Genomic DNA, 24848 nt, shown 5'->3' on the forward strand with positions numbered 1-24848 from the left:
GGTCAGGCTCCCGACGGCGCGGCAGGCGTGCCGCCATCGTGCGGCGGGCCGTCGAGCGGGTCGCGTTCGTCGCGCTTCACGCGGAACCACGCGGCGTACAGCGCGGGCAGGTAGAACAGCGTCAGCACGGTCGCGCTCGTGATCCCGCCCATCAGCGCGGTTGCCATCGGCCCGAAGAAGTTCGAGCGCAACAACGGGATCAGCGCGAGCACGGCGGCCGCGGCCGTCAGCGTGATCGGGCGGAAGCGCCGCACGGTCGCGCCGACGATCGCGTCGAAGCGTCCATGGCCGGCCGCGATGTCCTGCTCGATCTGGTCGACGAGAATCACCGAGTTGCGCATGATGATCCCGAACATCGCGATCACGCCGAGCATCGCGACGAAGCCGAACGGCTGGCCGAACAGCAGCAGCGTGCCGACCACGCCGATCAGCCCGAGCGGCGCGGTCAGCACGACCATCAGCACGCGCGAGAAGCTCTGCAGCTGGATCATCAGCAGCGTGAACACGGCGATCGCCATCAGCGGCATCTGCGCGTTGATCGACGTCTGCGCCTTCGCGCTTTCCTCGACCGACCCGCCGATGTTGATCTGGTAGCCGACCGGCAGTTGCACGCGCAACGCGTTCAGCTTGCCGTCGATCGCATGCGTGACGTCGATGCCCTGTGCGCCGGCGCGCACGTCAGACTGCACGGTGAGGGTCGGCTGGCGATCGCGCTCCCACACCACGCCGTATTCGAGTGTCGGCGTGAAGCGGCCGAGCGAGCCGAGCGGCACGGGGCCGTTCGGCGTCGGCATCGCGAGGCCCGCGAGCTTCGCGGGATCGATGCGATCGGGACGCGGCGCGCGCAGGTCGACCGCGATCAGCTTGTCGCGTTCGCGATACTGCGTGACGGTCGTGCCGGACAGCGTCATCGCGAGGAAGCTCGACACGTCCTGCGACGTGACGTTCAGTTCGCGCGCCTTCTTCTGGTCGAGCTCGAAGCGCACCGAGCGCTCGGCCGGCTCGTCCCAGTCGAACTGCACGTTCACCGTGCGCGCGTCGCCGCGCATCGTCGCCGCGACCTTCTCGGCGATCGAGCGCACCGTCGCGATGTCGTCGCCGCTCACGCGGAACTGCACGGGGTAGCCGACGGGCGGCCCGTTCTCGAGCCGCGACAGGCGCCAGCGCACGGCCGGGAACCGGTCGCGCAGCGTGGTTTCGAGCCAGGTCGCGAGCTTCTCGCGATCCTCGACCGATTTCGCGGTGACGACGAACTGCGCGAAGTTCGGCAACTGCAGCTGCTGGTCGAGCGGCAGGTAGAAGCGCGGCGCGCCGCTGCCGACGAAGTTCACCGAATGATCGATCTCGGGCCGCTTGTCGAGCACCTTCTCGAGGCGTTCGGTCTCGCGCAGCGTCGCCGCGAACGACGCGCCTTCGGGCAGCCGCAGGTCGACCAGCAGCTCGGGGCGGTCGGAACTGGGGAAGAACTGCTGCGGCACGAGCGAGAAGCCTGCCAGCGCGACGACGAACAGCACCCCGGTAATCAGCAGCACGACGAAGCGCCGCTCGATGCACCAGTCGATCCAGCCGCGCAGCCGCGTGTAGAAGCGCGTGTCGTAGATGTCGTGCTCGTGATCGTCCGGCAGGTGGGCTTCGTGCGCGTGCTTCTTGCGTTCGGGCAGCAGGTGATAGCCGAGCAGCGGAATCAGCACGACGGCCGCGAACCACGACGCGATCAGCGCGATGGCCGACACCTCGAAGATCGAGCGCGTGTACTCACCGGTGCTCGATTTCGCGAGCGCGATCGGCAGGAAGCCCGACACCGTGACGAGCGTGCCCGTCAGCATCGGGAACGCGGTGCTCGTGTACGCGAACGCGGCGGCGCGCGCGCGGCTGTAGCCCTGCTCGAGCTTCACGGCCATCATCTCGACCGCGATGATCGCGTCGTCGACGAGCAGCCCGAGCGCGAGCACCAGCGTGCCGAGCGACACCTTGTGCAGCCCGATGTCGAACAGGTACATGAAGAGGGCGGTGACCGCGAGCACGACCGGAATCGAGATCACGACGACCATCCCGGTGCGCAGGCCGAGCGACACGAGGCTCACGACCAGCACGATCGCAACCGCTTCGGCAACCGCTTCCAGGAAGTCGTCGACCGAATGCGACACCGCATGCGGCATGCTCGACACCAGCGTCAGCTTCAGGCCGGCCGGCAGCTGCGCCTGCAGGTTCTTCGATTCGGCGTCGAGCGCCTTGCCGAGCCGGATCACGTCGCCGCCAGGCTGCATCGTGACGCCGATGCCGAGCACGGCCTTGCCGGCCGTGCGCATTTGCGTGACGGGCGGATCGTCGTAGCCGCGCTTCACGGTCGCGAGATCGCCGAGCCGGAACGTGCGGCCGTTGATGCGGATCAGCGTGTCGGCGATCGCGGCGACGTTGTCGAACTGGCCGCTCGGCCGCACGAACACGCGATCGTCGGCACTCGTCAGCACGCCGGCCGACGAGATGTCGTTCTGCGCGTTGATCGCCTGCCCGAGCTGCTGCGGCGAGATGCCGAGGCGCGTGAGCTGCGCGTTGTTCACCTCGATGAAGATCCGCTGGTCGGGATCGCCGAAGTAGTCGACCTTGCCGACGCCCGGCACGCGCAGCAGCACGGTGCGCAGCTGGTCCGCATAGTCGTGGAGCTGCGCGGGCGTGAAGCCGTCGCCTTCGAGCGTCCAGATGTTCGTGTAGACGTCGCCGAATTCGTCATTGAAGAACGGGCCCTGCACGCCGGGCGGCAGCGTATGGCCGATGTCGCCGACCTTCTTGCGGATCTGGTACCAGGTCTCGGGCACGTCCTTCACCGGCGCCGAGTCCTTCATCGTGAAGAAGATCAGCGATTCGCCGGGCCGCGAATAGCTGCGCAGGAAGTCGATGGCCGGCGTTTCCTGCAGCTTGCGGCCGATCCGGTCGGTCACCTGTTCCTGGACCTGCCGCGCGCTCGCGCCGGGCCAGAACGTGCGGATCACCATCACGCGGAACGTGAACGGCGGGTCTTCGGATTGCGCGAGCCGCGTGTACGCGAGGATGCCCGCGAGCGTCGCGAGCACGATCAGGTAGACGACCAGTGCCTGGTGGCGCAGCGCCCACGCCGACAGGTTGAAGCGGCCTTCTTCGCGGGGGCCGCTCATGACGCGAAGTCCTCCGGATGCAGCGGCGCGATCGGCCGCACCTTCTCGCCCGCGCTGACCGTATGCACGCCCTGCAGCACGACGCGCTCGCCCGGCTGCAGCCCGTGCGACACGGTGACGGTGCGTTCGTTGAAGCGTGCGACGTCGACGCGACGCAGTTCGAGCGTGTCGTCCTTCGTGCGCACGACCCATACGGCCGGATGCGGGCCTTCGTGGAACAGCGCGGTCGCGGGCAGCGTGATGCTCGGCGCGTTGCCGGCAACCGGCGCGCTGTCGAACGCGACGTTCGCGGTCATCCCGAGGCGCACGGCCGGATCGGGTTCGGCAAGCGTGAGCTTCACGCGATACGTGCGGCTTTGCGGATCAGCGGCCGGCGCGATTTCGCGGACTTTCGCGGCGAACTGGCGGCCCGGCAGCGACGGCAGCGTGACGCTCGCCGCGTGACCGGGCGTGAGCGACGCGAGCGTGGCTTCGGGCACGTCGCTGACGACGTCGACGTCGCCGGACCACGCGAGCTGGTAGACGGCCTGGCCGGCCGATACGTTCTGGCCCGTGTCGGCCTGTTCGGCGGTGATGGTGCCCGCGTGATCGGCGACGAGCATCGCATAGCGGAGCTGGTTCTTCGCGAGCGCGAGCTGCTGCTGCGCCTGGTCGCGCTGCGCGAGCGCCGACGTGTAGCTGTTCTGGGTCTGCTCGAGCTGCGCGGCCGCGATCAGATTCTCGCGCGCCTGCGCGCGATCGCGGTCGAGCTGCTGCTTCGCGAACGCGAGGCTGTGCGACGCGGCATCGAGCTGCGCCTGCGCGCTTGCGGCGTTCTTCTCGACGTCGGACGGATCGAGCAGTGCGACGACCTGGCCGGCCTTGACGGTATCGCCGAGCCGCACCTTGCGCTCGACGATCTTGCCCGCGATGCGGAACGACAGCGGCGTCGCATAGCGCGGCTGGATCTCGCCGGGCAGCGTGGCCGCGGCCGCGGCACCGTCGGCGTGCGCGGGCAGCGCGACGACCGGGCGCGGCGCGGGCGGCGCGGTTTCCTTCGGATGACAGGCGGCGAGGACGAGCGCGGTGCCGATCAGCAGCACGGCGCGGGAACCGGAGCGATTCACGAAACCCCCAGATGAGGTGAGAGCGGAACGAAGCCGGCAAGCGCGGCGGGCGCTTGCCCCGAGTGGCGCCAGCACGGCGCGCACGGACAGAGACGAACGAGGTCGTTCGGAAACTGTGGCGGATTCTAATACACACCTGTATCTGAATGCAAAGATGAATCCGAAAGGGAGTTGATGCTAGACTGCGCGCCATGAAACCACAGCGCTTGACTCGCGAGCAGAGCAGGGACCAGACGCGTGAACGTCTGCTGAATGCCGCGCACCGGATTTTTCTGAAGAAAGGCTATGTCGCCGCGAGCGTCGAGGACGTCGCGGCGGCGGCGGGTTACACGCGCGGCGCGTTCTACTCGAATTTCCGCAGCAAGTCGGAACTGCTGCTCGAGCTGCTCGAGCGCGACCATGATTCGGTGCGGGCCGATTTCGAGGCGATCTTCGAGGAAGGCGGGCCGCGCGAGCAGATGGAGTCGACGGCGCTCGCGTACTACCGGACGCTCTTTCGCGACGACGAGTATTCGCTGCTGTGGGGCGAGGCGAAGCTGCAGGCGGCGCGCGACGCGAAGTTTCGCGTGCGCTTCAATCAGTTCCTGCACGGCAAGCGGCTGCAGATGGCCGAGTTCATCCAGCGCTTCGCCGAGCGCGCGGGCACGCCGCTGCTGCTGCCGGCCGAGACGCTCGCATTCGGGCTGATGTGCCTGTGCGACGGCGTGCAGTCGTACTACACGGCCGATCCGCAGCACGTGTCGGCCGACGCGGCCGAATCGGTGCTTGCGGGGTTCTTCGCACGGGTCGTGCTGGGGCGCGCGCCGGACTGAACGATCAGGCGGCAGGGAATGCAGTGCGGCAGTGCAAGCCGCACCGGGTGCCGCGCACCCTGTGCGTCAGCGCTCACCCGTCATGCGACGGTACGCGTCGAGCAGCGACGTCTTGTAGACGACGCCCGCGAGCGTCGGCTCGGTTTCGCTTTCGATCACCGGCAGCCGTTCGCCCTGGAACGCCATGAAGCGTTCGAGTGCGGTCGCGAGCGGCATGTCGGGCGTGAGCAGCGGAAACGGCGTATGTGCGTAGTGCGCGGCGGTCTTGTCGGTCGTGTCGCGCTTGTCGAGCAGGTCGGACGTGATGTCCTTCAATGCGACCGCGCCGCGGAAGCGCCCGGCGTCGTCGGTCACGTACAGATACTTCACCGGATATTCGAGAAACACGCGCGTCATGTCGGCCACGCTCGCGGTGAGCGGCACGACCGTCTGCGCGGGCTGGATCAGCTCCCGCATCTGGGTGGTGCGCAGCCGCAGCCGTTCCTGCGCGTCCTGGTGGTGGCGCAGCGTGATCTCGTACATCGACGTCGTGCCGGTCGCGCGTGCGACGAAATACGCGAACACGCACGACACCAGGAGCGGCAGCACGACCTGGTAGCTCAGTGTCATCTCGAAGATCATCAGGATCGCCATCAGCGGCGCCTGCGTGGCGCCGGCCATGAACGCGCCCATCCCGACCATCGCATACGCGAAGTACGCGGACGTATGGCCGGGCCACAGCGCGTTCATCGCGAGCCCGAACAGCGAGCCGAACACGGCGCCGACGAACAGCGTCGGCGTGAACACGCCGCCGACCGCGCCCGAGCCGGCCGTCGCGGCCGTCGCGATCACCTTGAACACCAGCACCGCGACGAGCGCCTGCCAGGTCCACGGCGAGTGCAGGATGTGGTTCACGACGCTGTAGCCGTTGCCCCATACGTCCGGAATCCACACCGAGATCACGCCGACCACGAGGCCGCCCAGCGCGAGCCGCACCGGCAGCGGCACGGGCAGCCGCTTGAACTGGTTCTTCGACGCATCGAGCAGGTGCAGGAACTGCGGCGCGAGCACGCCGCACAGCGCACCGAGCACGACGAACAGCAGCACCTCGGGGCCCGTCACGGCCGGGAACACCGGCATCTCGTACGGCGGCCGGTAGCCGGCGAATTCCCGCATCACGATGTTGGCGACGACGGATGCGACGACCATCGGCCCGAAGCTCTCCATCGCGATCGCGCCGAGCACGATTTCGGATACGAAGAACGCGCCGGCGATCGGCGCGTTGTACGCGGACGTAATGCCGGCCGCCGCGCCGCATGCGACGAGCAGGCGCAGGCGCGGCGGGTCGAAGTGCACGAAGCGGCCGACCAGCGACGCGGCGAGCGCCGCGAGCTGCACCATCGGGCCTTCGCGGCCGATCGAGCCGCCGCTGCCGATCGTCAGCAGCGACGACACGCTGCGCCACAGGCTCTGGCGCACCGGCACGACGCCATCGCCGAGCGCGACGGCTTCCATGTAGTCGGTCTTGCCGGATTTCCTGTCGCCGCGCGTCGCGAGCAGCAGCACGCAGCCGGCCAGGAAGCCGCCCGCGGCCGGCATCCAGAAGCGCACGTACCACGGCAGGCTTCTCGCCATCTGCACGAAGCTGCCGCTGTGCCCGGAGATCAGGTGCTGCATCAGGTCGATGCCTTCGCGGAATGCGATGGTGGCGAAGGCGCCGCCGACGCCGACGATGGCCGACCAGATCAGCATCGTATGGGCGTCCGACAGGCGGAACAGCGTCTGGGCGCGAGTGCGCAGCTTCAGCAGGAACGAGAGCACGGCTGAAAGAGGGTGATGAAGAGGACGAAGGAAAACGACGCGAAGCATAGCACTGCGCCGCGCCCGCGGGACCTTCCCGTCGGGCGCGGCGCGTGTCGCGGCGTGGACGTGCGGCTCAGCCAAGCCAGTGCTGCACCGCCCAGGTGATCCCGTAACCGCCGGCGATCAGCCAGACATACAGGATCAGGCCGGTGGTCAGCGCGCGCGGGCCGGCCTCGCGGATCTGCGACACGCGGGTCTCGATGCCGAGCGCGGTCATCGCCATCGTCAGCGCGAAGGTGTCGAGCACGTTCAGCGTATGCGTGACGTCGGCGGGCAGCACGTTCAGCGAATTGACGATCACGAAGCCAAGAAAGCCGAGCGCGAACCACGGCACGGCCACCTTGCGCTTGCCGTGCGCGCCGTCGGCGGCGGCATTGGCCGAGCGTGCCGAGCGGGCGAGCCACCAGCCGAGCGCGAGCAGCACCGGCACCAGCAGCATCACGCGGGTCATCTTCACGATGGTCGCGACGTGCGCGACCTCCGGGCTGATGTCGCTCGCCGCGCCGACCACCTGCGCGACCTCGTGAATCGTGCCGCCGAAGAACAGGCCGAGGCCGGCCGGGTCGAGATTCAGCAGACCGGCGTGATACGCGAGCGGGTACAGGAACATCGACAGCGTGCCGAACAGCACCACGCTGCCCACGGCCATTGCGCTCTGGTGCGGCTTCGACTGCAGCGTCGACTCGAACGCGAGCACGGCGGCCGCGCCGCAGATCGCGCTGCCGGCGGCGGTCAGCAGTGCCACATCGCGATCGAGCTTCATCACCTTCATGCCGACCCAGGTGCCGATCGCGAGCGTGCTGATCACGACCAGCACCGATACCGTCAGGCCCGGCAGGCCGACCTGCGCGATTTCCTGCAGGCTCACGCGCAGGCCGAAGAACGCGACCGCGATGCGCAGCAGCTTGCGCGCGGAGAAGTTGACGCCGGCCGCCCAGCTCGCGGGCATGCCGTCGCGCAGCGCGTTGCCGTACAGCGCGCCCGCGACGATGCCGACGATCAGCGGCGACAGGCCGAGCCCGGCGATCGCCGGCAGTTGCGACAGGCTCGTGACGGCGGCGGCGAACAGCGCGACGAACAGCACGCCGTTCAATTGGCCGCGCATCGACGGCGCGGCGTGGCTGAGAGGGGGAGTCGGGGCAGTGGACATGGGGCACCGTGATGAAGCAGGTTGCGATGCCTTAATCCTAATTTGGTTATATCGATATGAAAAATTGTGATTTGTGACGTAAACTATCCGGAAAGCCGATAATTCAACCCCATGACCCCGGATCAACTGATAACGTTCGCGGCCGTCGCCGAACATCTGAACATCAGCCACGCTGCCGTGGCGCTGCATCTGTCGCAGCCGGCCGTGTCGGGCCAGCTGCGCCTGCTGCAGGACGAATTCGGCGAGCCGCTGTACCAGCGTGACGGCCGCGGCATCCGCCTGACGCCGGTCGGCGAACAGCTCGCGCAGTACGCGAACGCGCAGCGCGACACGTTCGCGCAGGCGCGCGCGTTTCGCGACGCGGTGCGCGGGCTCGACGCCGGCACGCTGCGGATCGGCGCGAGCACGACGCCGGCAAGCTACCTGCTGCCGTACCTGATCGCGGCGTTCCAGCCGCGCGCGCCGCGGGTGGCAATCCAGACGATGAGCGGCAATACGGCCGACGTGGTCGCCGCGCTGGCGTCGCTCGACATCGCGATGATCGAGGGGCCGCCCGGCGAGGCGCTGCCGCCCGGCACCGCGGTGCATGCGTGGCACGAGGACGAGATCGTCGCGGTCGTGCCGGCCGGACATCCGCTCGCCGCGCCCGGCTATGACGCCGGCGTGACGCTCGACGCACTCGCCGCGCATCCGCTCGTGCTGCGCGAGGCGGGCTCCGGCGTGCGGCAGCTCGTCGAACGCGCGTTCGCGCACGGCGGCGCGCCGATGCGCGTCGCGTTCGAGATCGCGGGCGTCGAGGCCGTGAAGGAGGCCGTGCGCGCGGGGATGGGCGTCGGGTTCGTGTCCGCGATGTCGCTGCGCCACGAGGATGCGGCGCTCGTGCCGCGCTCGCTGGCGCCCGCGCCGCTCACGCGCCATTTCTCGATCCTGGTGCCGCACGGCGCCGCGCCGTCGCGCGTGGCCGCGCAGTTTCTCGACCTGAGCCTCACGCACCACGCCGGATAAGCGGCGCAAGCCGCTGCGGGAGCGCGCCGGATGCACGTGCACGGGCGCGTATTCACGCGGCGACCGGCCTTAGGGATTTCCTCTATGGCGGGCACAAGGCGCGAAGCGCACCATCCGTCTCAAGTAAATGGAACCGGTTCCATTCCGGTAAAAAGGGCAGACATGGCAGACATCGTGATCGTGGCGAGCGCATTCGGGATGGACCGCGTGCGCCAGGAGGGCCACCGCGCATTCATCGCGACCGCGGCGGCGTCCGGCGCGACCGGCTTCGAGGTGCGGCGCGAGCTGTTCGCATCGGAAGAAGACGCGGCGCCCGGCGCGTTGGCCGAGCTCGGCACGGCACTCGCCGCGCACGGGCTGTGGTCGGTCTATTCGACGCCGGCCACGTTGTACACGGAAGCAGGCGCGCTCGACGCCGATGCGCTGCGCGACACGCTCGCGCAAGCCGACGCGCTTGGCGCGCGCTTCGTCAAGTTCCAGCTCGGCGGTTTTGCCGGCGACGCGCATGCGGCCGAGATCGTCGCGCTGTCGCGCGGCGCGCGTGCCCGCGTGGTGGTCGAGAACGGCCAGTTGGCGGTGGGCGGCGCGCTCGCGCAGTTCCGCGGGCTGTTCGATGCGCTGACCGAGGCGGGCATGCCGGATGCGCTCGGCATGACGTTCGACATCGGCAACTGGCAGTGGCCGGGCGAAGCGCCGCTCGCGTGCGCGCACGCACTCGCGCCGCACGTGGAATACATTCATTGCAAGGCAGTCGAGGGCGAGGGCGCGCGCCGTTTCGCGGTGGCGCCGGCGCCGGGCGATCTGCTCGTCACGGACGTGCTCGCGGCCCTGCCGCAAGCGGCGCCGCGCGGCATCGAGTTTCCGTTCGATGCGGCCGATCCGGCGGGCGATGCCGGCCGGCGCGTCGCGTGGCTCGCCGCCGCGTGACGCCGGAAGGATACGGAGGAGTTCATTCATGAAAGCAGCACTCGATGTCGTGACCTACGGCGAAGCGATGGCGATGTTCGTTGCCGCCGAGCCCGGCCACCTCGCGCACGCCGCGCAATTCACGAAACGGATCGCGGGCGCGGACCTGAACGTCGCGATCGGCCTGTCGCGGCTCGGCTTCCGGGTCGGCTGGATGAGCCGGGTCGGCCGCGATTCGTTCGGCGGCTACGTGCTCGACACGCTTGCGCGCGAAGGCATCGACGCGTCGTGCGTGACCGTCGATCCGCGTTACCCGACCGGCTTCCAGCTGAAGTCGCGCAACGACGACGGCAGCGACCCGACCGTCGAATATTTCCGCAAGGGCTCGGCCGCGAGCCACCTGTCGTGCGACGACTACGTGGCCGACTACGTGCTCGGCGCGCGGCACCTGCACCTGACGGGCGTTGCGCCGGCGATCTCCGCGACGTCGTGCGAACTCGCGTTCCGGCTGGCGCGCGAGATGCGCGCGGCCGGCAAGACGATCTCGTTCGACCCGAACCTGCGCCCGACGCTGTGGCCGTCCGCCGACGTGATGGCGAAGACGCTGAATGCGCTCGCGACGCTCGCCGACTGGGTGCTGCCGGGTCTCGCCGAAGGGCGGCAGCTTACCGGGCATGACGCGCCGGCCGACATCGCGGGCTTCTACCTGGCACAGGGCGCGCGCGGCGTGGTGATCAAGCTGGGCGCCGAAGGCGCGTATTTCCGCATGGCCGACGGCCGCGAGGGCACCGTCGCGGGCGAGCGCGTCGCGAACGTGGTCGACACGGTCGGCGCCGGCGACGGCTTCGCGGTCGGCGTGGTCAGCGCGCTGCTGGAAGGCCGGTCCGTCGAGCAGGCGGTCGCGCGCGGCAACCGTATCGGGGCGCTCGCGATCCAGGTGATCGGCGATTCGGAAGGCCTGCCGACCCGTGCGGCACTCGATCAGCTCGAAAACGTCAGCAATCGCACCGATCGCTTAGAGGAAAGCGTCACCGCGCAATGAGAGGCCGGACACGGCACAATCCGCGGACCCATTTCGTGCTTCGCGCACGGTTTTGCATGAGGCCGGACGGCGCAACGATTCGTCGATGCCGGTCTACCAAGGAGACACTTTGATGGCAGCCAATCTCGCAGCACGACGCTGGTGGACGATCATGCCGATCGTGTTCATCACCTACAGCCTCGCCTACCTCGACCGCGCGAACTACGGGTTCGCGGCCGCGGCCGGCATCAACCAGGACCTCGGGATCAGCAAGGGCCTGTCGTCGCTGATCGGCGCGCTGTTCTTCCTCGGCTATTTCTTCTTCCAGATTCCGGGCGCGATCTATGCGGAGCGCCGCAGCGTCAAGAAGCTCGTGTTCGCCAGCCTCGTGCTGTGGGGCGCCTGCGCGGCACTCACGGGCGTGGTCGCCAACATCCCGTCGCTGATGGTGATCCGCTTCATGCTCGGCGTGGTCGAAGCGGCCGTGATGCCGGCGATGCTGATCTACATCAGCAACTGGTTCACGAAGAACGAGCGCTCACGCGCGAACACGTTCCTGATCCTCGGCAACCCGGTCACCGTGCTGTGGATGTCGATCGTGTCGGGCTATCTGGTCCACGAGTTCGGCTGGCGCCACATGTTCATCGCCGAAGGCGTGCCGGCCATCATCTGGGCCGTGTGCTGGTGGTTCCTCGTGCAGGACAAGCCGGCCGATTCGCCGTGGCTCACCGCGCAGGAAAAGCGCGACCTCGACGCCGCGCTCGCGGCCGAACAGGCGGCGATCAAGCCCGTGCGCAACTACGGCGAGGCGTTCCGCTCGCCGGCCGTGATCAAGCTGTGCGCGCAGTACTTCTGCTGGAGCATCGGCGTGTACGGCTTCGTGCTGTGGCTGCCGTCGATCGTCAAGAACGGTTCCGAGCTCGGGATGGTCGCGACCGGCTGGCTGTCGGCGCTGCCGTATCTCGCGGCGACGATCGCGATGCTCGCCGCGTCGTGGGCGTCCGACAAGGTCGGCTCGCGCCGCGGCTTCGTGTGGCCGTTCCTGCTGGTCGGCGCGGCCGCGTTCGCCGCATCGTATGCGCTCGGCTCGTCGCACTTCTGGATCTCGTATGCGCTGCTCGTCGTCGCGGGCGCCGCGATGTACGCACCGTACGGCCCGTTCTTCGCGATCGTCCCGGAATTGCTGCCGAAGAACGTCGCCGGCGGCGCGATGGCGCTGATCAACAGCATGGGCGCGCTCGGCTCGTTCGTCGGCTCGTATTTCGTCGGCTACCTGAACGGGGCGACCGGGTCGCCCGTCGCGTCGTATGCGTTCATGAGCGCCGCGCTCGTCGCCGCGGTGATCCTCACGCTGTCCGTCAAACCCCAGGCGCGCGATGCGCACTCGCTCGCGGCGCCGCTGCAAGGAAAATGAGAACGATGAAGCCTCGTATCGTCGCGTACAAGCCGCTGCCCGATGACGTCCTCGCGTACCTGCGCGAGCATGCGGACGTCGTGCAGGCCGACGGCGCCGACGCGCTTGCCGATGCCCTCGGCGACGCCCATGGCGCGATCGGCGCGAGCCTGAAGGTCGCGCCGCGGATGCTCGATCGCGCGCCGCGGCTGAAGGCCTGGTCGACGATCTCGGTCGGCTACGACAACTTCGACGTCGCGGACTTCACGCGGCGCGGGATCGTGCTCGCGCATACGCCCGACGTGCTGACCGAATCGACCGCCGACACCGTGTTCTCGCTGATCCTTGCGTCCGCGCGGCGCGTGGTCGAGCTGGCGGAGTGGGTGAAGGCCGGCCACTGGCATCGCAGCATCGGCCCCGATCTGTACGGCACCGACGTGCAGGGCAAGACGCTCGGCATCGTCGGGCTCGGGCGGATCGGCGGCGCGGTCGCGCGCCGCGCGGCGCTCGGTTTCCGGATGCAGGTGCTGTACACGAACCGCTCCGCGCATGCCGAAGCCGAGAGGCAGTACGGCGCGCGCCGCGTGACGCTCGACGAGCTGCTCGCGCAGTCGGATTTCGTGTGCCTGCAGGTGCCGCTGTCGCCGCAAACGCATCACCTGATCGGCGCGGCCGAATTCGCGAAGACGAAGCGCGGCGCGATCCTGATCAACGCATCGCGCGGGCCGGTGGTCGACGAGGCCGCGCTGATCGACGCGCTGCGCGCGGGCACGATCCGCGGCGCGGGGCTCGACGTGTTCGAGCAGGAGCCGTTGCCGGCGGATTCGGCGCTGCTGCGGATGAACAACGTTGTCGCGCTGCCGCATATCGGCTCGGCGACGCACGAGACGCGCCATGCGATGGCGCGCTGCGCCGCGGAAAACCTGGTCGGCGCGCTGGCCGGCACGCTGCGCACGAACCTCGTCAACCCCGACGCGCTTGCGCGCGCCTGAGGGGCGACGGCCGGCCGGCGGGGCTGCCGGCGCCGTTAGAGTCGATGGTCTTGGTGCGGGAGGGCAGGCTGCGTTATGATCGCCCGCTCGTCGCATCGACGACCCGGCCACGCGGCCGGCGGCGTCCGGCGGCGGGCATCCGTGCCAGGTCCGGTGCGGCCGATCGCCGTCCGTTTCAGGTGACCGGGGCGGGCGCGAACGCGCCGGTTTCGGTCGACCGCGAAGCATGGGGGCAGCGGCGTCCGCCCGGTGGCTTTCGTATCCAACAACAAAGGTCCGTCCGCACACGAAGCGGCGCGGATCGTACGTCGCGAGGCACGACTTGAGCGATTCGCACCCTTCCACGCAGCGTCCGGCGACGATCAGCGACGTCGCGCGCGAAGCCGGCACGGGCAAGACCAGTGTTTCGCGCTATCTGAACGGCGAGACGCACGTGCTGTCCGCCGATCTGCGCCAGCGGATCGAGGCGGCGATCGCGCGCCTCAACTACCGGCCGAATCAGATGGCGCGCGGGCTGAAGCGCGGCCGCAACCGGCTGCTCGGCATGCTCGCGGCCGACCTGACCAATCCGTATACCGTCGAAGTGCTGCAGGGTGTCGAGGCGGCGTGTCACGCGCTCGGCTACATGCCGCTCATCTGTCACGCGGCGAATGAAGTCGAGATGGAACGGCGCTTCCTGCAGCTGCTCACGACCTACCGGGTCGAAGGTCTGATCGTCAACGCGCTCGGCGCCGAGGAAGACGTGCTGCGCCCGCTGCGCGGCGGCGACATCCCGGCCGTGCTCGTCGACCGGACGGTCGAGGGTTTCGAGGCCGACCTGATCGGGCTCGACAACACCGATGCGATCGAGACGGCGCTCGCGCACCTGATCGCGCGCGGTTTCGATGCGATCCATTTCGTCGTGCAGCCGTTCGAGCGCGTCAGCTCGCGGCGCCTGCGCGAGGCTGCGTTCCGCGCGGCCCTCGACGCGCGCGGGCTGCCGGTGCCGCCGACGGTCGTGCTCGATCTGAACGCACCCGCCGCGGCAGCCGCGGCACTCGCCGACCTCGACGCGCGCATCGACGACGCAACGCGGCGCGGCGTGCGTGCGGCGCTGTTCGCCGCGAATGCGCCGGTTGCGCTCGCGATCGCGCGCCACCTGCGCGCGCGTTTCGGCGCCGCGTGGCAGGAAAAGGCCGCGCTGCTGTCGATCGACGATCCGGAGTGGGCCGAACTGATCGGCATCACGACGATCCGCCAGCCGACCTACGAGATCGGCTACAAGGCTGTCGAATTCGTGCACGAGCGCATCGACGGTGCGGCCGGCGACGTGCGCGTCGCGATGCTGCGCGGCGAGCTGATTGCGCGCGCGTCGACCGCAAGCTGAGTATCATTCGGGGCACGCAGCGCGTCAGGTGCGCTGCCCCGAACAAGGAAATTCATGACTGTCGCCCCCGTCACGCTGGCGGTGCTGATCGCCGCCACGCTGATCATCGCGCTACTGCCGTTCGTTCTCTTCCGTACCCTGCGCAAGCCGCTTGCGCTCGACCGCCGCGACACGATCGTCGGCGTCGCCGTCTTCACGCTGTTCGCGATGATCGTCGAACGCGCCTTCCATGGCCTCGTGCTGAGCCAGACGCCCGCCGGCGGCTGGCTCACGCAGCCGCTCGCGTTCGTCGCGTACAGCGCGCTCGCGACCGCCGTGTTCGAGGAAATCGGCCGCTATCTCGGGATGCGCTTCCTGAACCGCCGCTACGGCGCGTCGGCCGGCGACGGGCGCGGCATCGGCTACGGGATCGGCCATGCCGGTGCCGAAGCCTGGTTCGTCGGCGTGCTCGTATGGGGCCAGTGGTCGTATCTCGCGTGGCTCGCGAGCCGCGGGCAGCTCGAGACGCAGCTCGCGGACCTGCCCGGCGATACCGTCGTGCGGCTGCACGTGATGCTGGCGACGCTGTCGGCACAGTCGATCCTGCTGTTGCTGCTCGAGCGCTGCGCGGCGTTCGTGGTGCAGCTCGCGCTGTCGGTGCTGGTCTGGCGCGGCGTGCGCGCCGGCCGCGCGGGTGCGCTGCCGCTCGCGATCGTGCTGCATGCGCTGGCTGCCGCGCCGGCGCTGCTGTACCAGGTGCGCGTGCTGCCGGCCGGGTCGCTCGAGGCCGTGTATTTCGTGCTGGCCGCGATCCTGGTCGCCGTGCTGGTGAAGACGTGCCGGTCGCCGCACGCGGCGGCCTGACGGGAGGGCGGAATGGACGACTATCTGATCGAATGCCGGAGCGCCGAATTCGACGCGCTCGCGCGCGTGATCTGCGATCTCTTTCCGGAGCAGACGCGCTTTGCCGAAAGCAGCGACGAACGCGGCCGGTTTCTGTCCGTGCACTGGCTCGCGATGCGCTTCGGCTCGGCGCCGAAGCGGATGACGCTCGACATCCGCATCGTGCCGGCGGCGCTCGCGCGCTATCTGGCGCTCAGGCCGATGCAGCGCGCCCGCAGCCATGCGGTGCTGCATGCGTACACGGAAGCGATGCTGGGCTCGCTCGAGGAGCGGCACGCGGCCGGCGAGGCCGTCGAGCGCGACGCGGAACTCGAACTCGACGAAGACTTCGCTTGAGCGCTCACGCGCGCGCCGGCGCGACGCCGGCGTATAGCGCGTTACGTGTTACGCGTCGCGGTAGACCTGTGCGAAACGCTGCGCCTGCACGACACCGTAGTCGCCGGGCGCATACTGCATCACCCAGTCGCCGGCGACGCCGCGCAGCGTGTCGCCGTTTTCCGAGCGGGCGATCGTGAACGGCTCGTCCATGCGGCGGGCGAGCACGACGGCCGGCCGGTTCCGGTAGGCGCCCGGCGTGCCGTGCGCGAGCGCCGGATCGGCAGGCAGGTACTTCGCGTCGAAGCGCGCGCGCGACACGACCCAGCGGTCGCCGGTCGAGCCGGTGATCAGCGCGTCGCCCGCGACGTAGCGGTTCGGGCCTTCGAGGCTCATCAGTTCGCCGTCGGCATCCGCGAAGGCGACCGTGACGGTTTCGTCCTTGACGACGCGACGGGCCTGCGGGTCGGTACGCAGATCGATGTGCTTGAGTTCGAGCATGGCGGGGGAAGTGCGGGAAAAGCCGGGAGCTTATCCCGAAATCGGCGCGCCGTGTGACGCGCCGGTTTCCCGCGGGAAGCGCGACGCCGTTTGGCCGTTGCGGGCCGTGCGGCGCCGGCATGGCGGACGTCAGGGTTGGGTGGGCGTGCTGGCAGCCGGCGCGGCGGCTGCCTTGCCTTCCTTGCTCTTGGCGTTGCCCTTGCCGCGGTGTTCGCCGCCGTGGTGCAGCCAGCTGCGGAACGTCGTGTCGGCGAGCGCCTTCTGGTCGGCCGGGAAGCGCTCGTAGAGCGGCGCGAATGCGTCGGCGAGCTTCTTCGCGCCGTCCGCGTTCGCCTGCGCGAGTTCCGCGTACTGCTTCATGTCGTCGACCGCGGACACGTTGTGGCTTTCCATCCGGGTGCGATAGAGGCGGCCCATCGTGTCGCCGTTCTCGCGCATCGTGTCGGCGAACGTTTTCCATTGCGGTTCCTGCGCCGACGTGATCTTCAACTGGTCGTGCAGGTACTTGATGCGCTGCTCGATGCGTGCTTCGTGGCGTGCCGCACGCTGCTCGGCGCTTGGCGCCGACGCGGCCGTCGTCGGCGCCGGTGCGGGCGTCTGCGGTTGCGGCGGGGTTTGCGCGAATGCGCTGGCCGCAACGGCGAGCGTAGCGAGGGTGAGCGAGATCTTCTTCATGGTTGGCTCTCCGGGGTGGTGTCGTGCGAGCGGGCGCGGCGGCCAGTGCCGCGAGCGCGCATCTCGCGTCGCACATTATTAGTAGCACGTTGCGTACAGCGCGACAGCGAAAGCGACACTTGCTTACATCCGATACGAATCGAAATTGAAAGGGACATGGCGGGCGGAGGGCGGTAGCGTTCGATCGGCACGCCGGGCGCCGCATGCGCGCGAGGAGGGTGGTGCCCACGCGTGAGCCCGTGACGGCGCGCGATGCCGTTTGGGCGCACCGGCGTTCGGCGCTATCATCGCGTCACGTTCCATTTCGCCGGCGCGCTGCACGCCGGCCCAGCCTCATGCGTCCACCTCGCCTCGACCAACTCGACGACCTCGACCGGCAACTCGTTGCGCTGTTGCAAGCGGATGCGCGCGCAAGCGTCGCCGATCTCGCGCGGCAGCTCGACGTCGCACGCACGACAGTCGTCGCGCGCATCGCGCGGCTCGAGCGCACGAACGTGATCGCCGGGTACAGCGTGCGGCTCGGGCAGGACGTGCTCGATGCGAGCATTTACGCGTACGTTGGCATCATCCTCACGCCGAAATTCGGCAAGGACGTGCTGCGCAGGCTCGACCGGATGCCCGAAGTGCAACTGCTGTGCGCGGTGAGCGGCGAATACGACTATGTCGCGTGGCTGCGTGCCGATTCGCCGGAGCGGCTCAACGACCTGCTCGACCAGATCGGCACGCTCGAAGGCGTCGAGCGCACGACGACGTCGATCATTCTGTCGCGCAAGATCGATCGCGGCACGATCGGCGGATGACGCGTCGCGCGTGATGCCGTGACGCCGTGGCGCGATGCGTCGCGCGGCGTTTTCCTTCCTTTCCTTCCTTACCTTCCTTTGACGACCGCCGCCGGCGCTAGCCGCTGGGTGTTGCCTCGCGCATCGCCACGTCGGCGTCGCCGTCGCCGTCGCCGTCACAGTCGCCGTGTCGAGTGCCTGCCGGGCGTGCACGACGATTCCCGCGCGTGCACATGTCCTGTCTTGTTCGTTCCCTCTTGCCCGTCCAATCGCGTCCGTGGCGGCCCGTTTGCGGCGCGTCATATACGCGATTTTTAGATGATTTGGTCGTTATGACGAAATGCATCGTCATTTCGTCGAATTTATCGGTCGTTTCGCATCACTCTTCGTCTTGGAACTGATTTTGCGCGTCCCTAAACTGTGTTCATGGCTCGACGCCGTACACCAACACCAAACCCATCATCAGGAGATAAGCGCATGAAAATCGCCATCGTCGGCGCAGGTCTGATCGGCCATACCATTGCTCACATGCTGCGTGAAACGGGCGACTACGAAGTCGTCGCCTTCGACCGCGATGCGGATGCGCTCGCCAAGCTGTCGCGTGAAGGCATCGCGACGCAACGCGTCGATTCGGCCGACGCCAATGCGATCCGTGAAGCCGTGAAGGGCTTCGATGCGCTCGTCAACGCGCTGCCGTACTACCTCGCGGTCAACGTCGCCGCCGCGGCGAAGGCGGCCGGCGTCCATTACTTCGACCTGACCGAAGACGTGCGCGCCACCCACGCGATCCGCGAACTGGCCGACGGTTCGGACCGTGCGTTCATGCCGCAGTGCGGCCTCGCGCCGGGCTTCATCGGCATCGCCGCCCACGAGCTCGTGAACGGCTTCAGCGAAGTGCGCGACGTGAAGATGCGTGTCGGCGCGCTGCCCGAGTATCCGACCAACGCGCTGAAGTACAACCTGACGTGGAGCGTCGACGGCCTGATCAACGAATACTGCCAGCCGTGCGAAGCGATCCGCGACGGCCGCAAGCAGTGGGTGCAGCCGCTCGAAGGCCTCGAGCACTTCTCGCTCGACGGCACCGAATACGAAGCATTCAACACGTCGGGCGGCCTGGGCACGCTGTGCGAGACGCTGTCGGGCAAGGTCGAGACGCTCGACTACAAGTCGGTGCGCTATCCGGGCCACCGCGAACTCGTGCAGTTCCTGCTCGAGGACCTGCGCCTGTCGAGCGACCGCGACACGCTGAAGTCGATCATGCGCCGCGCGGTGCCGTCGACGAAGCAGGACGTCGTGCTGGTGTTCGTCACGGTGACGGGCGTGAAGGACGGCCAGCTCGTGCAGGACGTGTTCACGCGCAAGATTTTCGCAAAGGACGTGTGCGGGATGCACATGAGCGCGATCCAGATCACGACGGCCGGTGCGATGTGCGCGGTGCTGGATCTGTTCCGCGAGAAGAAGCTGCCGCAGAGCGGTTTCATCCCGCAGGAGAAGGTGTCGCTGAAGGCGTTCCTCGCGAACCGCTTCGGCAAGCTGTACGAAGGCGGCACGATGGAGCGCGTGCACGAAGTCGCCTGACCGCACGCCGGTCTCTGGCACGAGGGCCGTACGACGCCGGGAGCGCAACAGCGCTTCCGGCGTTGTTTCTTGAAGCGTGCCGAAGCGGGGAAGAGCGGGGCGGTGCGTGCCGCTCAGGCGGGCAGCGGCGGGACCATCGTTGCCTGTGGCGCCGGCGGAGCGATGCGGTACAGCAGCGCATCGATGTCCGCATCGGACGGCGCGGTGTTGTCGAACATCACGATGCCGTCGCATTCGTGGCCGGTCGGCACGAAGCGGCGTTGCCGGTATTCGTCCCAGTGCGCGAGCTTGTACGCATCGTTCGGATTGCCGCGCGCCACGATCCGCTGGTGCGCGACGTCTTCCGCCGTATGAACCCAGACGACCGTCAGTGTGACGTCCGGCCCGATGCCGAGCCACGCGCGGTCGAGGATGCGCCGGTCACGCACTTCGCGCGACAGCGGGCCGACCACGAGCGCGCCGATGCCGAGCGCGAGGTTCTCGCGGGCCGTGTCGAGCAGGCCCTGGTATTCGGGATCGCGCAGATGCTTCAGGTAGAGCGGGCTGTCGCGGTCGTTCGGATCGGAGGTGAGGGCGCCCATCGCGGCCGAGCTGTAGCGGCCGTAGAGCGTGTCCTTGTCGAGCAGGCAGAAGGCCTCGCCGGTCGCGCGCATCAGCGGCCCGATCAGCCGCTTCGCGAGCGTGGTCTTGCCGGTGCCCGCATGACCGCAGAAGAACACCAGGTGCGTCACGAATATCGGCTCCCCGAGCCCGTGCGCGACGTGTCGGCGCGCTTGTCGTCGCGCGAGAACACTTCCGCCTCCAGCCACATCGCGTTGATGATGCCGAAGCCGAGCGCCACGCCGATGCCGAGTATCCACGAGAAATACCACATGGGTCTGTCTCCTTGACGATTGGGCCGCACGGCCATGCCGTGCGTCTGTCGAAGCGATGCCGTGCGCGTGCCGCGGCGCATGCAGTCCGATCATGACCAATATCGGCGCGCCGCGCAAGCCGGGCCGCAGGCGCGGCAAACCGGTAAACTGATACGAAAACGGCAACATCACGGATACCATGCTGATCAACTGTGCTGCATACCAGGACGGCCGCAAGCTGGCCGACATCGATATCGACGCCATCAGCGACTACGTGTCGAAGCCCGAATGTTTCGTGTGGGTCGCGCTGAAGGATCCGACGCTGGGCGAGATCGACCTGATGGGAGAGGAATTCGGGCTGCACGAACTCGCGCTCGAGGATGCCCGCAAGGGGCATCAGCGCCCGAAGATCGAGGAGTACGGCGATTCGCTGTTCGCGGTGCTGCATACGGTCGAGCTCGATGGGGACCTTGAATTCAAGGTCGGCGAGCTGAACGTGTTCGTCGGCCCGAACTACGTGCTGTCGATCCGCAACCATACCGAGCAGGACTTCCGCGCGGTGCGCAAGCGATGCGAGCACGAACCGCATCTGCTGCGGGAAGGGTCGGCGTTCGTGTTCTATGCGTTGATGGACCAGGTCGTCGATCGCTATTTTCCGATCCTCGAGACGCTCGGCAACGAGCTCGAGGAACTCGAGGATCGCATCTTCACGAAGGCCACGCCCGCGTCGTCGCGCGCGATCATCGAGGATCTCTATTCGCTGAAACGCCGGCTCGTGATGCTGCACCAGCACACGGCGCCGCTGATCGAGCCGCTCGCGAAGCTCACCGGCGGCCGCATTCCGCAGGTTTGCAGCGGGATGGAGCATTACTTTCGCGACGTGTACGACCACCTGCAGCGGATCGTGAAGACGATCGAAGGGCGGCGCGAGATGGTCGTGACCGCGATCCAGGTCAATCTCGGAATGATCTCGCTCGCGGAAAACGAGGTGACCAAGCGGCTCGGCTCGTTCGCCGCGCTGTTCGCGATACCGACGATGATCGCCGGCATCTACGGAATGAACTTCGCGAACATGCCCGAACTGCACCTCAAGTACGGCTTCTACGGCTGCATCGCGGTGATGGTCGCGGCCGATCTCGCGTTGTGGTGGCGCTTCAAGCGGGCGGGGTGGCTGTAGCCTCGACGCCTAGTGCGGGGCGTGCTTGCCGACCACGACGCGCCACGGCCGCACGCGCCACGACTTGACGAGCCCGTTCTGCACGTACGGATCGGCGCGCGCGAACGATTCGGCGGCTTCCGGCGAATCGCCTTCGAACACGAGCACGGCCTGGTCGGCCGGATCCTGCAACGCGCCGGCGAGCACGAGCTCGCCGCGTTCGGTTGCCGCCCGCGCGAGGGCAAGATGCTCGGCGCGGTACTGGTCGCGCCGGGACAGGTAATCGTCGACGAGTTCGTAGATCAGCTGGTAATGCATACGTTGCTCCGGGAAGAGTCGACGGCCGCGTCCGATGCGTCGGTGCGACCGTCGGTCTGCAGCGGCCAGTAGCGGCCAGTATAGGACAGCCGGGCGGCAGCGGCGCGACGCAAACGGGAGCGTATCTTCGTTCTCTTAAATGCAACTAACGGTCTAGCTTTCCTGCACCCGGAAATCCCGGCCGCGGCCGGGCCTTTGATGCAGCGGAGTCTGCAGGACAGGGCTCCGGCAGAAGAGACGCGATCATGACTGTCCGCCTAGCCGGTCCGCGCCATTGCCGCGCGGTCTTATGCAGTGGCTTTCGAATTCGTCCGAGAAAGCGCGGCGAAAGTCGTTCGCGGGAACCCGGTCGCCATTGGCGCAGGGATGCGCGTGCAAACCACTAGCGACCCGGCGCGCGCACGTTGCCGGATGCGCGGTCCGATCCGCCGCTGACGCGGGCGCACCGCACCCGGCGGCGAGTCACGGTCAGGCCGCCGCGTCTTACGCATGAACCGGCCGCAGCCGGAGGGCGGCATGCGTCTGGCGCCGGACCGGCGGCCCGCGTCTACGCCTTATATCCGATCGTGCGCAGCAGATCCTTGCGCCAGCGCACGTCGTCGTCGTTCTCGATGCCGAGCGGCGGAAAGCCGTCGACGACGCCGACGATTCCGCGTCCTTGCGCGGTTTCCGCGACGATCACGTCGGTCGGGTTCGCGGTCGCGCAATAGATCCGGCAGACCTCCGGGACGGCCTTGATCGCATTGAGCACGTTGACCGGATAGAAACCGTCGCCGAGGAACACGATGAAGGCGTGACCGGCGCCGATCGCGCTGGCATTGCGGCACGCGAGTTCGACGAGTTCCGCATCGGTGCCGGAACGGCGCACGAGCCGCTTGCCCGATGCCTCGCAGAACGCGAGCCCGAAACGGATGCCAGGCACGGCGCCGACCAGCGTCTCGTGGATGTCCTCGACGGACTTGATGAAATGCGACTGGCCGAGAATGAAATTCACGGCCTCGGGCTTGTCGACGGCGACGGTTTGCAATTGCAGCATGGCGGACCTCGTCTGGCGATGCGGCGCGGGCGCCGCAATGGGCTCTCCAAGCTTAGTACGCGGCAGCCGGTGCTGATAGCCGCGGCGCGTCCTATCCTTCGTTGTGTATGGCGCGCGAGCGCGAATGCAAAGGGGGGGACATGGACGTGCGACAAGGCTTCGTCGACTGCGTGGGGCGCACACCGCTGATCCGGCTGGCGAAGCTCAGCGCGGAAACGGGCTGCGAGATCCTGGGTAAGGCGGAGTTCATGAATCCGGGCGGATCGGTGAAGGATCGCGCGGCGCTCTACATCATCCGCGACGCCGAGCAGCGCGGCGCGCTGAAGCCGGGCGGCACCGTCGTCGAGGGCACGGCGGGCAATACGGGCATCGGTCTTGCGCATATCTGCGCCGCGCGCGGCTATCGCTGCGTGATTGTGATTCCCGACACGCAATCGCCGGACAAGATGGCGATCCTGCGCACGCTCGGCGCCGACGTGCGCCCGGTGCCGGCGGCGCCGTACCGCGACCCGAACAACTATCAGAAGATTGCAGGGCGGCTTGCGGACGAACTCGACAACGCGGTATGGGCCAACCAGTTTGACAACGTCGTCAACCGGCAGGCGCACTACGAGACGACCGGGCCGGAAATCTGGCGCGACACGGCGGGCACGGTCGATGCGTTCGTCTGCGCGACCGGCACGGGCGGCACGCTGGCGGGCGTGAGCCGCTACCTGAAGGAGCAGAATCCGGAGGTCCGGATCGTGCTGGCCGATCCCCACGGCAGCGGGCTCTACAGTTACGTGAAGACGGGCGACCTCGGCACCGAAGGCAACTCGATCACCGAAGGCATCGGCTCGACGCGTGTCACCGCGAATCTCGCCGGCGCGCCGATCGACGACGCCGTGCGGATCGATGATCCACTGTGCGTGAAGATGGTCTACCGGCTACTGCGCGAGGAGGGGCTGTATGTCGGCGGATCGAGCGGCATCAACGTCGCGGCGGCGGTCTGGCTGGCGCGCCGGATGGGCCCGGGGCACACGATCGTGACCTTGCTGTGCGATCGCGGCGACATCTATCGAGCGCGGCTTTTCAACCGCGAATGGCTGCGCGAAAAGGGGTTGGAACCGGAGTTGGAGCCCGAATGAGGAAGGGGCGAAGCGGCGATTTCCATCGGGCCGAATGCGACCTATGCTGAACGAATCCGGAGCGATCTTCGTTCGCCCGATTTGCCCAGACGAGGTGTGCCATGCCTATGTCAGCCACCCTGCAGGATTGCCTGCGTCAGAAGTCATCGCGGTACGAAGTCGTGTACCACCCGTATAGTCATACCAGCATGGAGACGGCCGCCGCCGCGCATATCCCCGGCGATCGCCTCGCGAAAACCGTGCTGCTCGAGGACGACGAAGGCTACGTCGCCGCCGTGTTGCCGACGTCGCACGCGGTGCGTCTGTCGGACTTGTGGGTCAAGACCGGCCGCCATCTCGTGCTCGCCAGGGAAATCGAACTGCGCGAACTGTTCAAGGATTGCGACCTGGGCGCGTTGCCGCCGGTATGCATGGCGTACGGCATGAAGACGTTCCTCGAGGAACATCTCGCGCAGCAGCCGGAGGTATATTTCGAGGCCGGCGACCACGAAGCGCTGATCCACATGATGCAGGACGAATTCCTGTCGCTGATGGAGACGGCCGAGCGCGCGCATTTCTCGCACAAGATGCAGGGGATGTGGTTGTCCTGATGCGTGTGGTTCGCGGTGGAGCGAAAGAACGGCGCCTGACGGGCGCCGTGGGGCGCGTCGTGTGTCTTCGATTTCGGCGAGGCCCGGGGCGTGATGGGATATGGGGGCTGTGACGGGCCGGTGAGGCGTGATTCCGGCGGTGTCTGGTCAAGGCTTCAGGGGTGTTTTCCGGTGAATTTATGATTTAACATAATCATAATTATCGAAGTTAAGTTTTGTAGTGGCTAAATTGAAATGTCCGCTTTTGGCTACATAGAAATGTCCGCTTTCGCGCCGCGTAAGCTGTCCGGCC

Annotated in this window: 24 protein-coding genes; 14 read left to right on the forward strand and 10 right to left on the reverse strand. The window is 67.9% G+C overall.

The window, feature by feature from the left end:
* Nucleotides 1–2: 2 nt before the first annotated feature.
* Both DIE21_RS31795 and DIE21_RS31800 read right to left on the reverse strand, forming a co-directional pair.
* Entirely contained in the window at nucleotides 3–3152 is a 3150-nt protein-coding gene (locus DIE21_RS31795; protein WP_124501392.1) for an efflux RND transporter permease subunit, read from the reverse strand.
* Nucleotides 3149–4258, reverse strand: coding sequence for an efflux RND transporter periplasmic adaptor subunit (locus DIE21_RS31800; protein WP_124501393.1), 1110 nt, complete (start codon nucleotides 4256–4258; stop codon nucleotides 3149–3151). Before DIE21_RS31800 ends, DIE21_RS31795 begins: the two co-directional genes overlap by 4 nt.
* 191 nt (nucleotides 4259–4449) lie before the next feature.
* Here DIE21_RS31800 and DIE21_RS31805 point away from each other — a divergent pair, with 191 nt between their 5' ends.
* Nucleotides 4450–5070 carry a TetR/AcrR family transcriptional regulator gene (locus tag DIE21_RS31805; protein WP_124501394.1) on the forward strand — a complete coding sequence of 207 codons (621 nt, stop codon included), beginning with the start codon at nucleotides 4450–4452 and terminating at the stop codon, nucleotides 5068–5070.
* A gap of 66 nt (nucleotides 5071–5136) precedes the next feature.
* Here the strand turns inward: DIE21_RS31805 and DIE21_RS31810 are convergent, their stop codons facing one another.
* Together DIE21_RS31810 and DIE21_RS31815 are read right to left on the reverse strand one after the other, a co-directional pair.
* Nucleotides 5137–6870: a ClcB-like voltage-gated chloride channel protein gene (locus DIE21_RS31810; RefSeq protein WP_221622408.1), complete on the reverse strand. Its 1734-nt coding sequence runs from the start codon at nucleotides 6868–6870 to the stop codon at nucleotides 5137–5139.
* A 115-nt stretch (nucleotides 6871–6985) separates the two neighbouring features.
* Nucleotides 6986–8062: a YeiH family protein gene (locus tag DIE21_RS31815; protein WP_124501396.1), complete on the reverse strand. Its 1077-nt coding sequence runs from the start codon at nucleotides 8060–8062 to the stop codon at nucleotides 6986–6988.
* 111 nt (nucleotides 8063–8173) lie between these two features.
* Between DIE21_RS31815 and DIE21_RS31820 the strand changes: the two genes are divergently transcribed.
* The 8 genes from DIE21_RS31820 to DIE21_RS31855 all read left to right on the forward strand — a co-directional run bounded on the left by DIE21_RS31820 (nucleotide 8174) and on the right by DIE21_RS31855 (nucleotide 15963).
* A complete protein-coding gene (locus tag DIE21_RS31820; RefSeq protein ID WP_124501397.1) occupies nucleotides 8174–9067 on the forward strand; it encodes a LysR family transcriptional regulator in 894 nt (297 codons plus the stop codon).
* Nucleotides 9068–9229: 162 nt separating this feature from the next.
* Complete coding sequence (locus tag DIE21_RS31825; RefSeq protein ID WP_124501398.1) at nucleotides 9230–9994, forward strand: sugar phosphate isomerase/epimerase; 765 nt, start codon at nucleotides 9230–9232, stop codon at nucleotides 9992–9994.
* Nucleotides 9995–10022: 28 nt separating this feature from the next.
* Nucleotides 10023–11015, forward strand: coding sequence for a sugar kinase (locus tag DIE21_RS31830; RefSeq protein WP_124501399.1), 993 nt, complete (start codon nucleotides 10023–10025; stop codon nucleotides 11013–11015).
* Between the two features lie 112 nt (nucleotides 11016–11127).
* Nucleotides 11128–12408, forward strand: coding sequence for an MFS transporter (locus tag DIE21_RS31835; protein WP_124501400.1), 1281 nt, complete (start codon nucleotides 11128–11130; stop codon nucleotides 12406–12408).
* A gap of 5 nt (nucleotides 12409–12413) precedes the next feature.
* Nucleotides 12414–13379, forward strand: a complete 966-nt coding sequence (locus DIE21_RS31840; protein WP_124501401.1) for an NAD(P)-dependent oxidoreductase — start codon at nucleotides 12414–12416, stop codon at nucleotides 13377–13379.
* A 322-nt stretch (nucleotides 13380–13701) separates the two neighbouring features.
* On the forward strand, nucleotides 13702–14745 hold the full coding sequence (locus DIE21_RS31845; protein WP_124501402.1) for a LacI family DNA-binding transcriptional regulator: 1044 nt from the start codon (nucleotides 13702–13704) through the stop codon (nucleotides 14743–14745).
* 54 nt (nucleotides 14746–14799) lie between these two features.
* Nucleotides 14800–15588 carry a YhfC family intramembrane metalloprotease gene (locus DIE21_RS31850; RefSeq protein WP_124501403.1) on the forward strand — a complete coding sequence of 263 codons (789 nt, stop codon included), beginning with the start codon at nucleotides 14800–14802 and terminating at the stop codon, nucleotides 15586–15588.
* Between the two features lie 12 nt (nucleotides 15589–15600).
* Complete coding sequence (locus DIE21_RS31855; protein WP_124501404.1) at nucleotides 15601–15963, forward strand: DUF3022 domain-containing protein; 363 nt, start codon at nucleotides 15601–15603, stop codon at nucleotides 15961–15963.
* Between the two features lie 48 nt (nucleotides 15964–16011).
* Here the strand turns inward: DIE21_RS31855 and DIE21_RS31860 are convergent, their stop codons facing one another.
* Both DIE21_RS31860 and DIE21_RS31865 read right to left on the reverse strand, forming a co-directional pair.
* The gene (locus DIE21_RS31860) at nucleotides 16012–16443 is read right to left on the reverse strand and encodes a PGDYG domain-containing protein (RefSeq protein ID WP_124501405.1); all 432 of its coding nucleotides are present in this window, start codon (nucleotides 16441–16443) and stop codon (nucleotides 16012–16014) included.
* A 129-nt stretch (nucleotides 16444–16572) separates the two neighbouring features.
* On the reverse strand, nucleotides 16573–17118 hold the full coding sequence (locus DIE21_RS31865) for a Spy/CpxP family protein refolding chaperone (protein WP_124501406.1): 546 nt from the start codon (nucleotides 17116–17118) through the stop codon (nucleotides 16573–16575).
* 335 nt (nucleotides 17119–17453) lie between these two features.
* Here DIE21_RS31865 and DIE21_RS31870 point away from each other — a divergent pair, with 335 nt between their 5' ends.
* A complete protein-coding gene (locus tag DIE21_RS31870; protein WP_006755043.1) occupies nucleotides 17454–17918 on the forward strand; it encodes an Lrp/AsnC family transcriptional regulator in 465 nt (154 codons plus the stop codon).
* 456 nt (nucleotides 17919–18374) lie between these two features.
* Complete coding sequence (locus DIE21_RS31875) at nucleotides 18375–19475, forward strand: saccharopine dehydrogenase family protein (RefSeq protein WP_040144221.1); 1101 nt, start codon at nucleotides 18375–18377, stop codon at nucleotides 19473–19475.
* A gap of 113 nt (nucleotides 19476–19588) precedes the next feature.
* Here DIE21_RS31875 and DIE21_RS31880 read toward each other — a convergent pair whose 3' ends face one another.
* Together DIE21_RS31880 and cydX are read right to left on the reverse strand one after the other, a co-directional pair.
* Entirely contained in the window at nucleotides 19589–20206 is a 618-nt protein-coding gene (locus DIE21_RS31880; protein WP_124501407.1) for an ATP-binding protein, read from the reverse strand.
* A complete protein-coding gene (cydX, locus tag DIE21_RS31885; protein ID WP_124501408.1) occupies nucleotides 20203–20349 on the reverse strand; it encodes a cytochrome bd-I oxidase subunit CydX in 147 nt (48 codons plus the stop codon). Before cydX ends, DIE21_RS31880 begins: the two co-directional genes overlap by 4 nt.
* A gap of 179 nt (nucleotides 20350–20528) precedes the next feature.
* Between cydX and corA the strand changes: the two genes are divergently transcribed.
* Entirely contained in the window at nucleotides 20529–21506 is a 978-nt protein-coding gene (gene corA, locus DIE21_RS31890; RefSeq protein WP_124501409.1) for a magnesium/cobalt transporter CorA, read from the forward strand.
* Nucleotides 21507–21515: 9 nt separating this feature from the next.
* Here corA and DIE21_RS31895 read toward each other — a convergent pair whose 3' ends face one another.
* Together DIE21_RS31895 and DIE21_RS31900 are read right to left on the reverse strand one after the other, a co-directional pair.
* Nucleotides 21516–21803, reverse strand: coding sequence for a YciI-like protein (locus tag DIE21_RS31895; protein ID WP_124501410.1), 288 nt, complete (start codon nucleotides 21801–21803; stop codon nucleotides 21516–21518).
* 547 nt (nucleotides 21804–22350) lie between these two features.
* Nucleotides 22351–22839, reverse strand: a complete 489-nt coding sequence (locus DIE21_RS31900; RefSeq protein ID WP_014896986.1) for an adenosine-specific kinase — start codon at nucleotides 22837–22839, stop codon at nucleotides 22351–22353.
* Nucleotides 22840–22979: 140 nt separating this feature from the next.
* On the opposite strand from DIE21_RS31900, the gene DIE21_RS31905 reads away from it, so the two are divergent.
* Nucleotides 22980–23966, forward strand: a complete 987-nt coding sequence (locus DIE21_RS31905; protein WP_124501411.1) for a cysteine synthase A — start codon at nucleotides 22980–22982, stop codon at nucleotides 23964–23966.
* Nucleotides 23967–24067: 101 nt separating this feature from the next.
* The gene (locus DIE21_RS31910) at nucleotides 24068–24556 is read left to right on the forward strand and encodes an aminoacyl-tRNA deacylase (protein WP_124501412.1); all 489 of its coding nucleotides are present in this window, start codon (nucleotides 24068–24070) and stop codon (nucleotides 24554–24556) included.
* Nucleotides 24557–24848: the final 292 nt, after the last annotated feature.

This window comes from Burkholderia sp. Bp9140 (assembly GCF_003853425.1).
Taxonomy (GTDB): Bacteria; Pseudomonadota; Gammaproteobacteria; order Burkholderiales; family Burkholderiaceae; genus Burkholderia.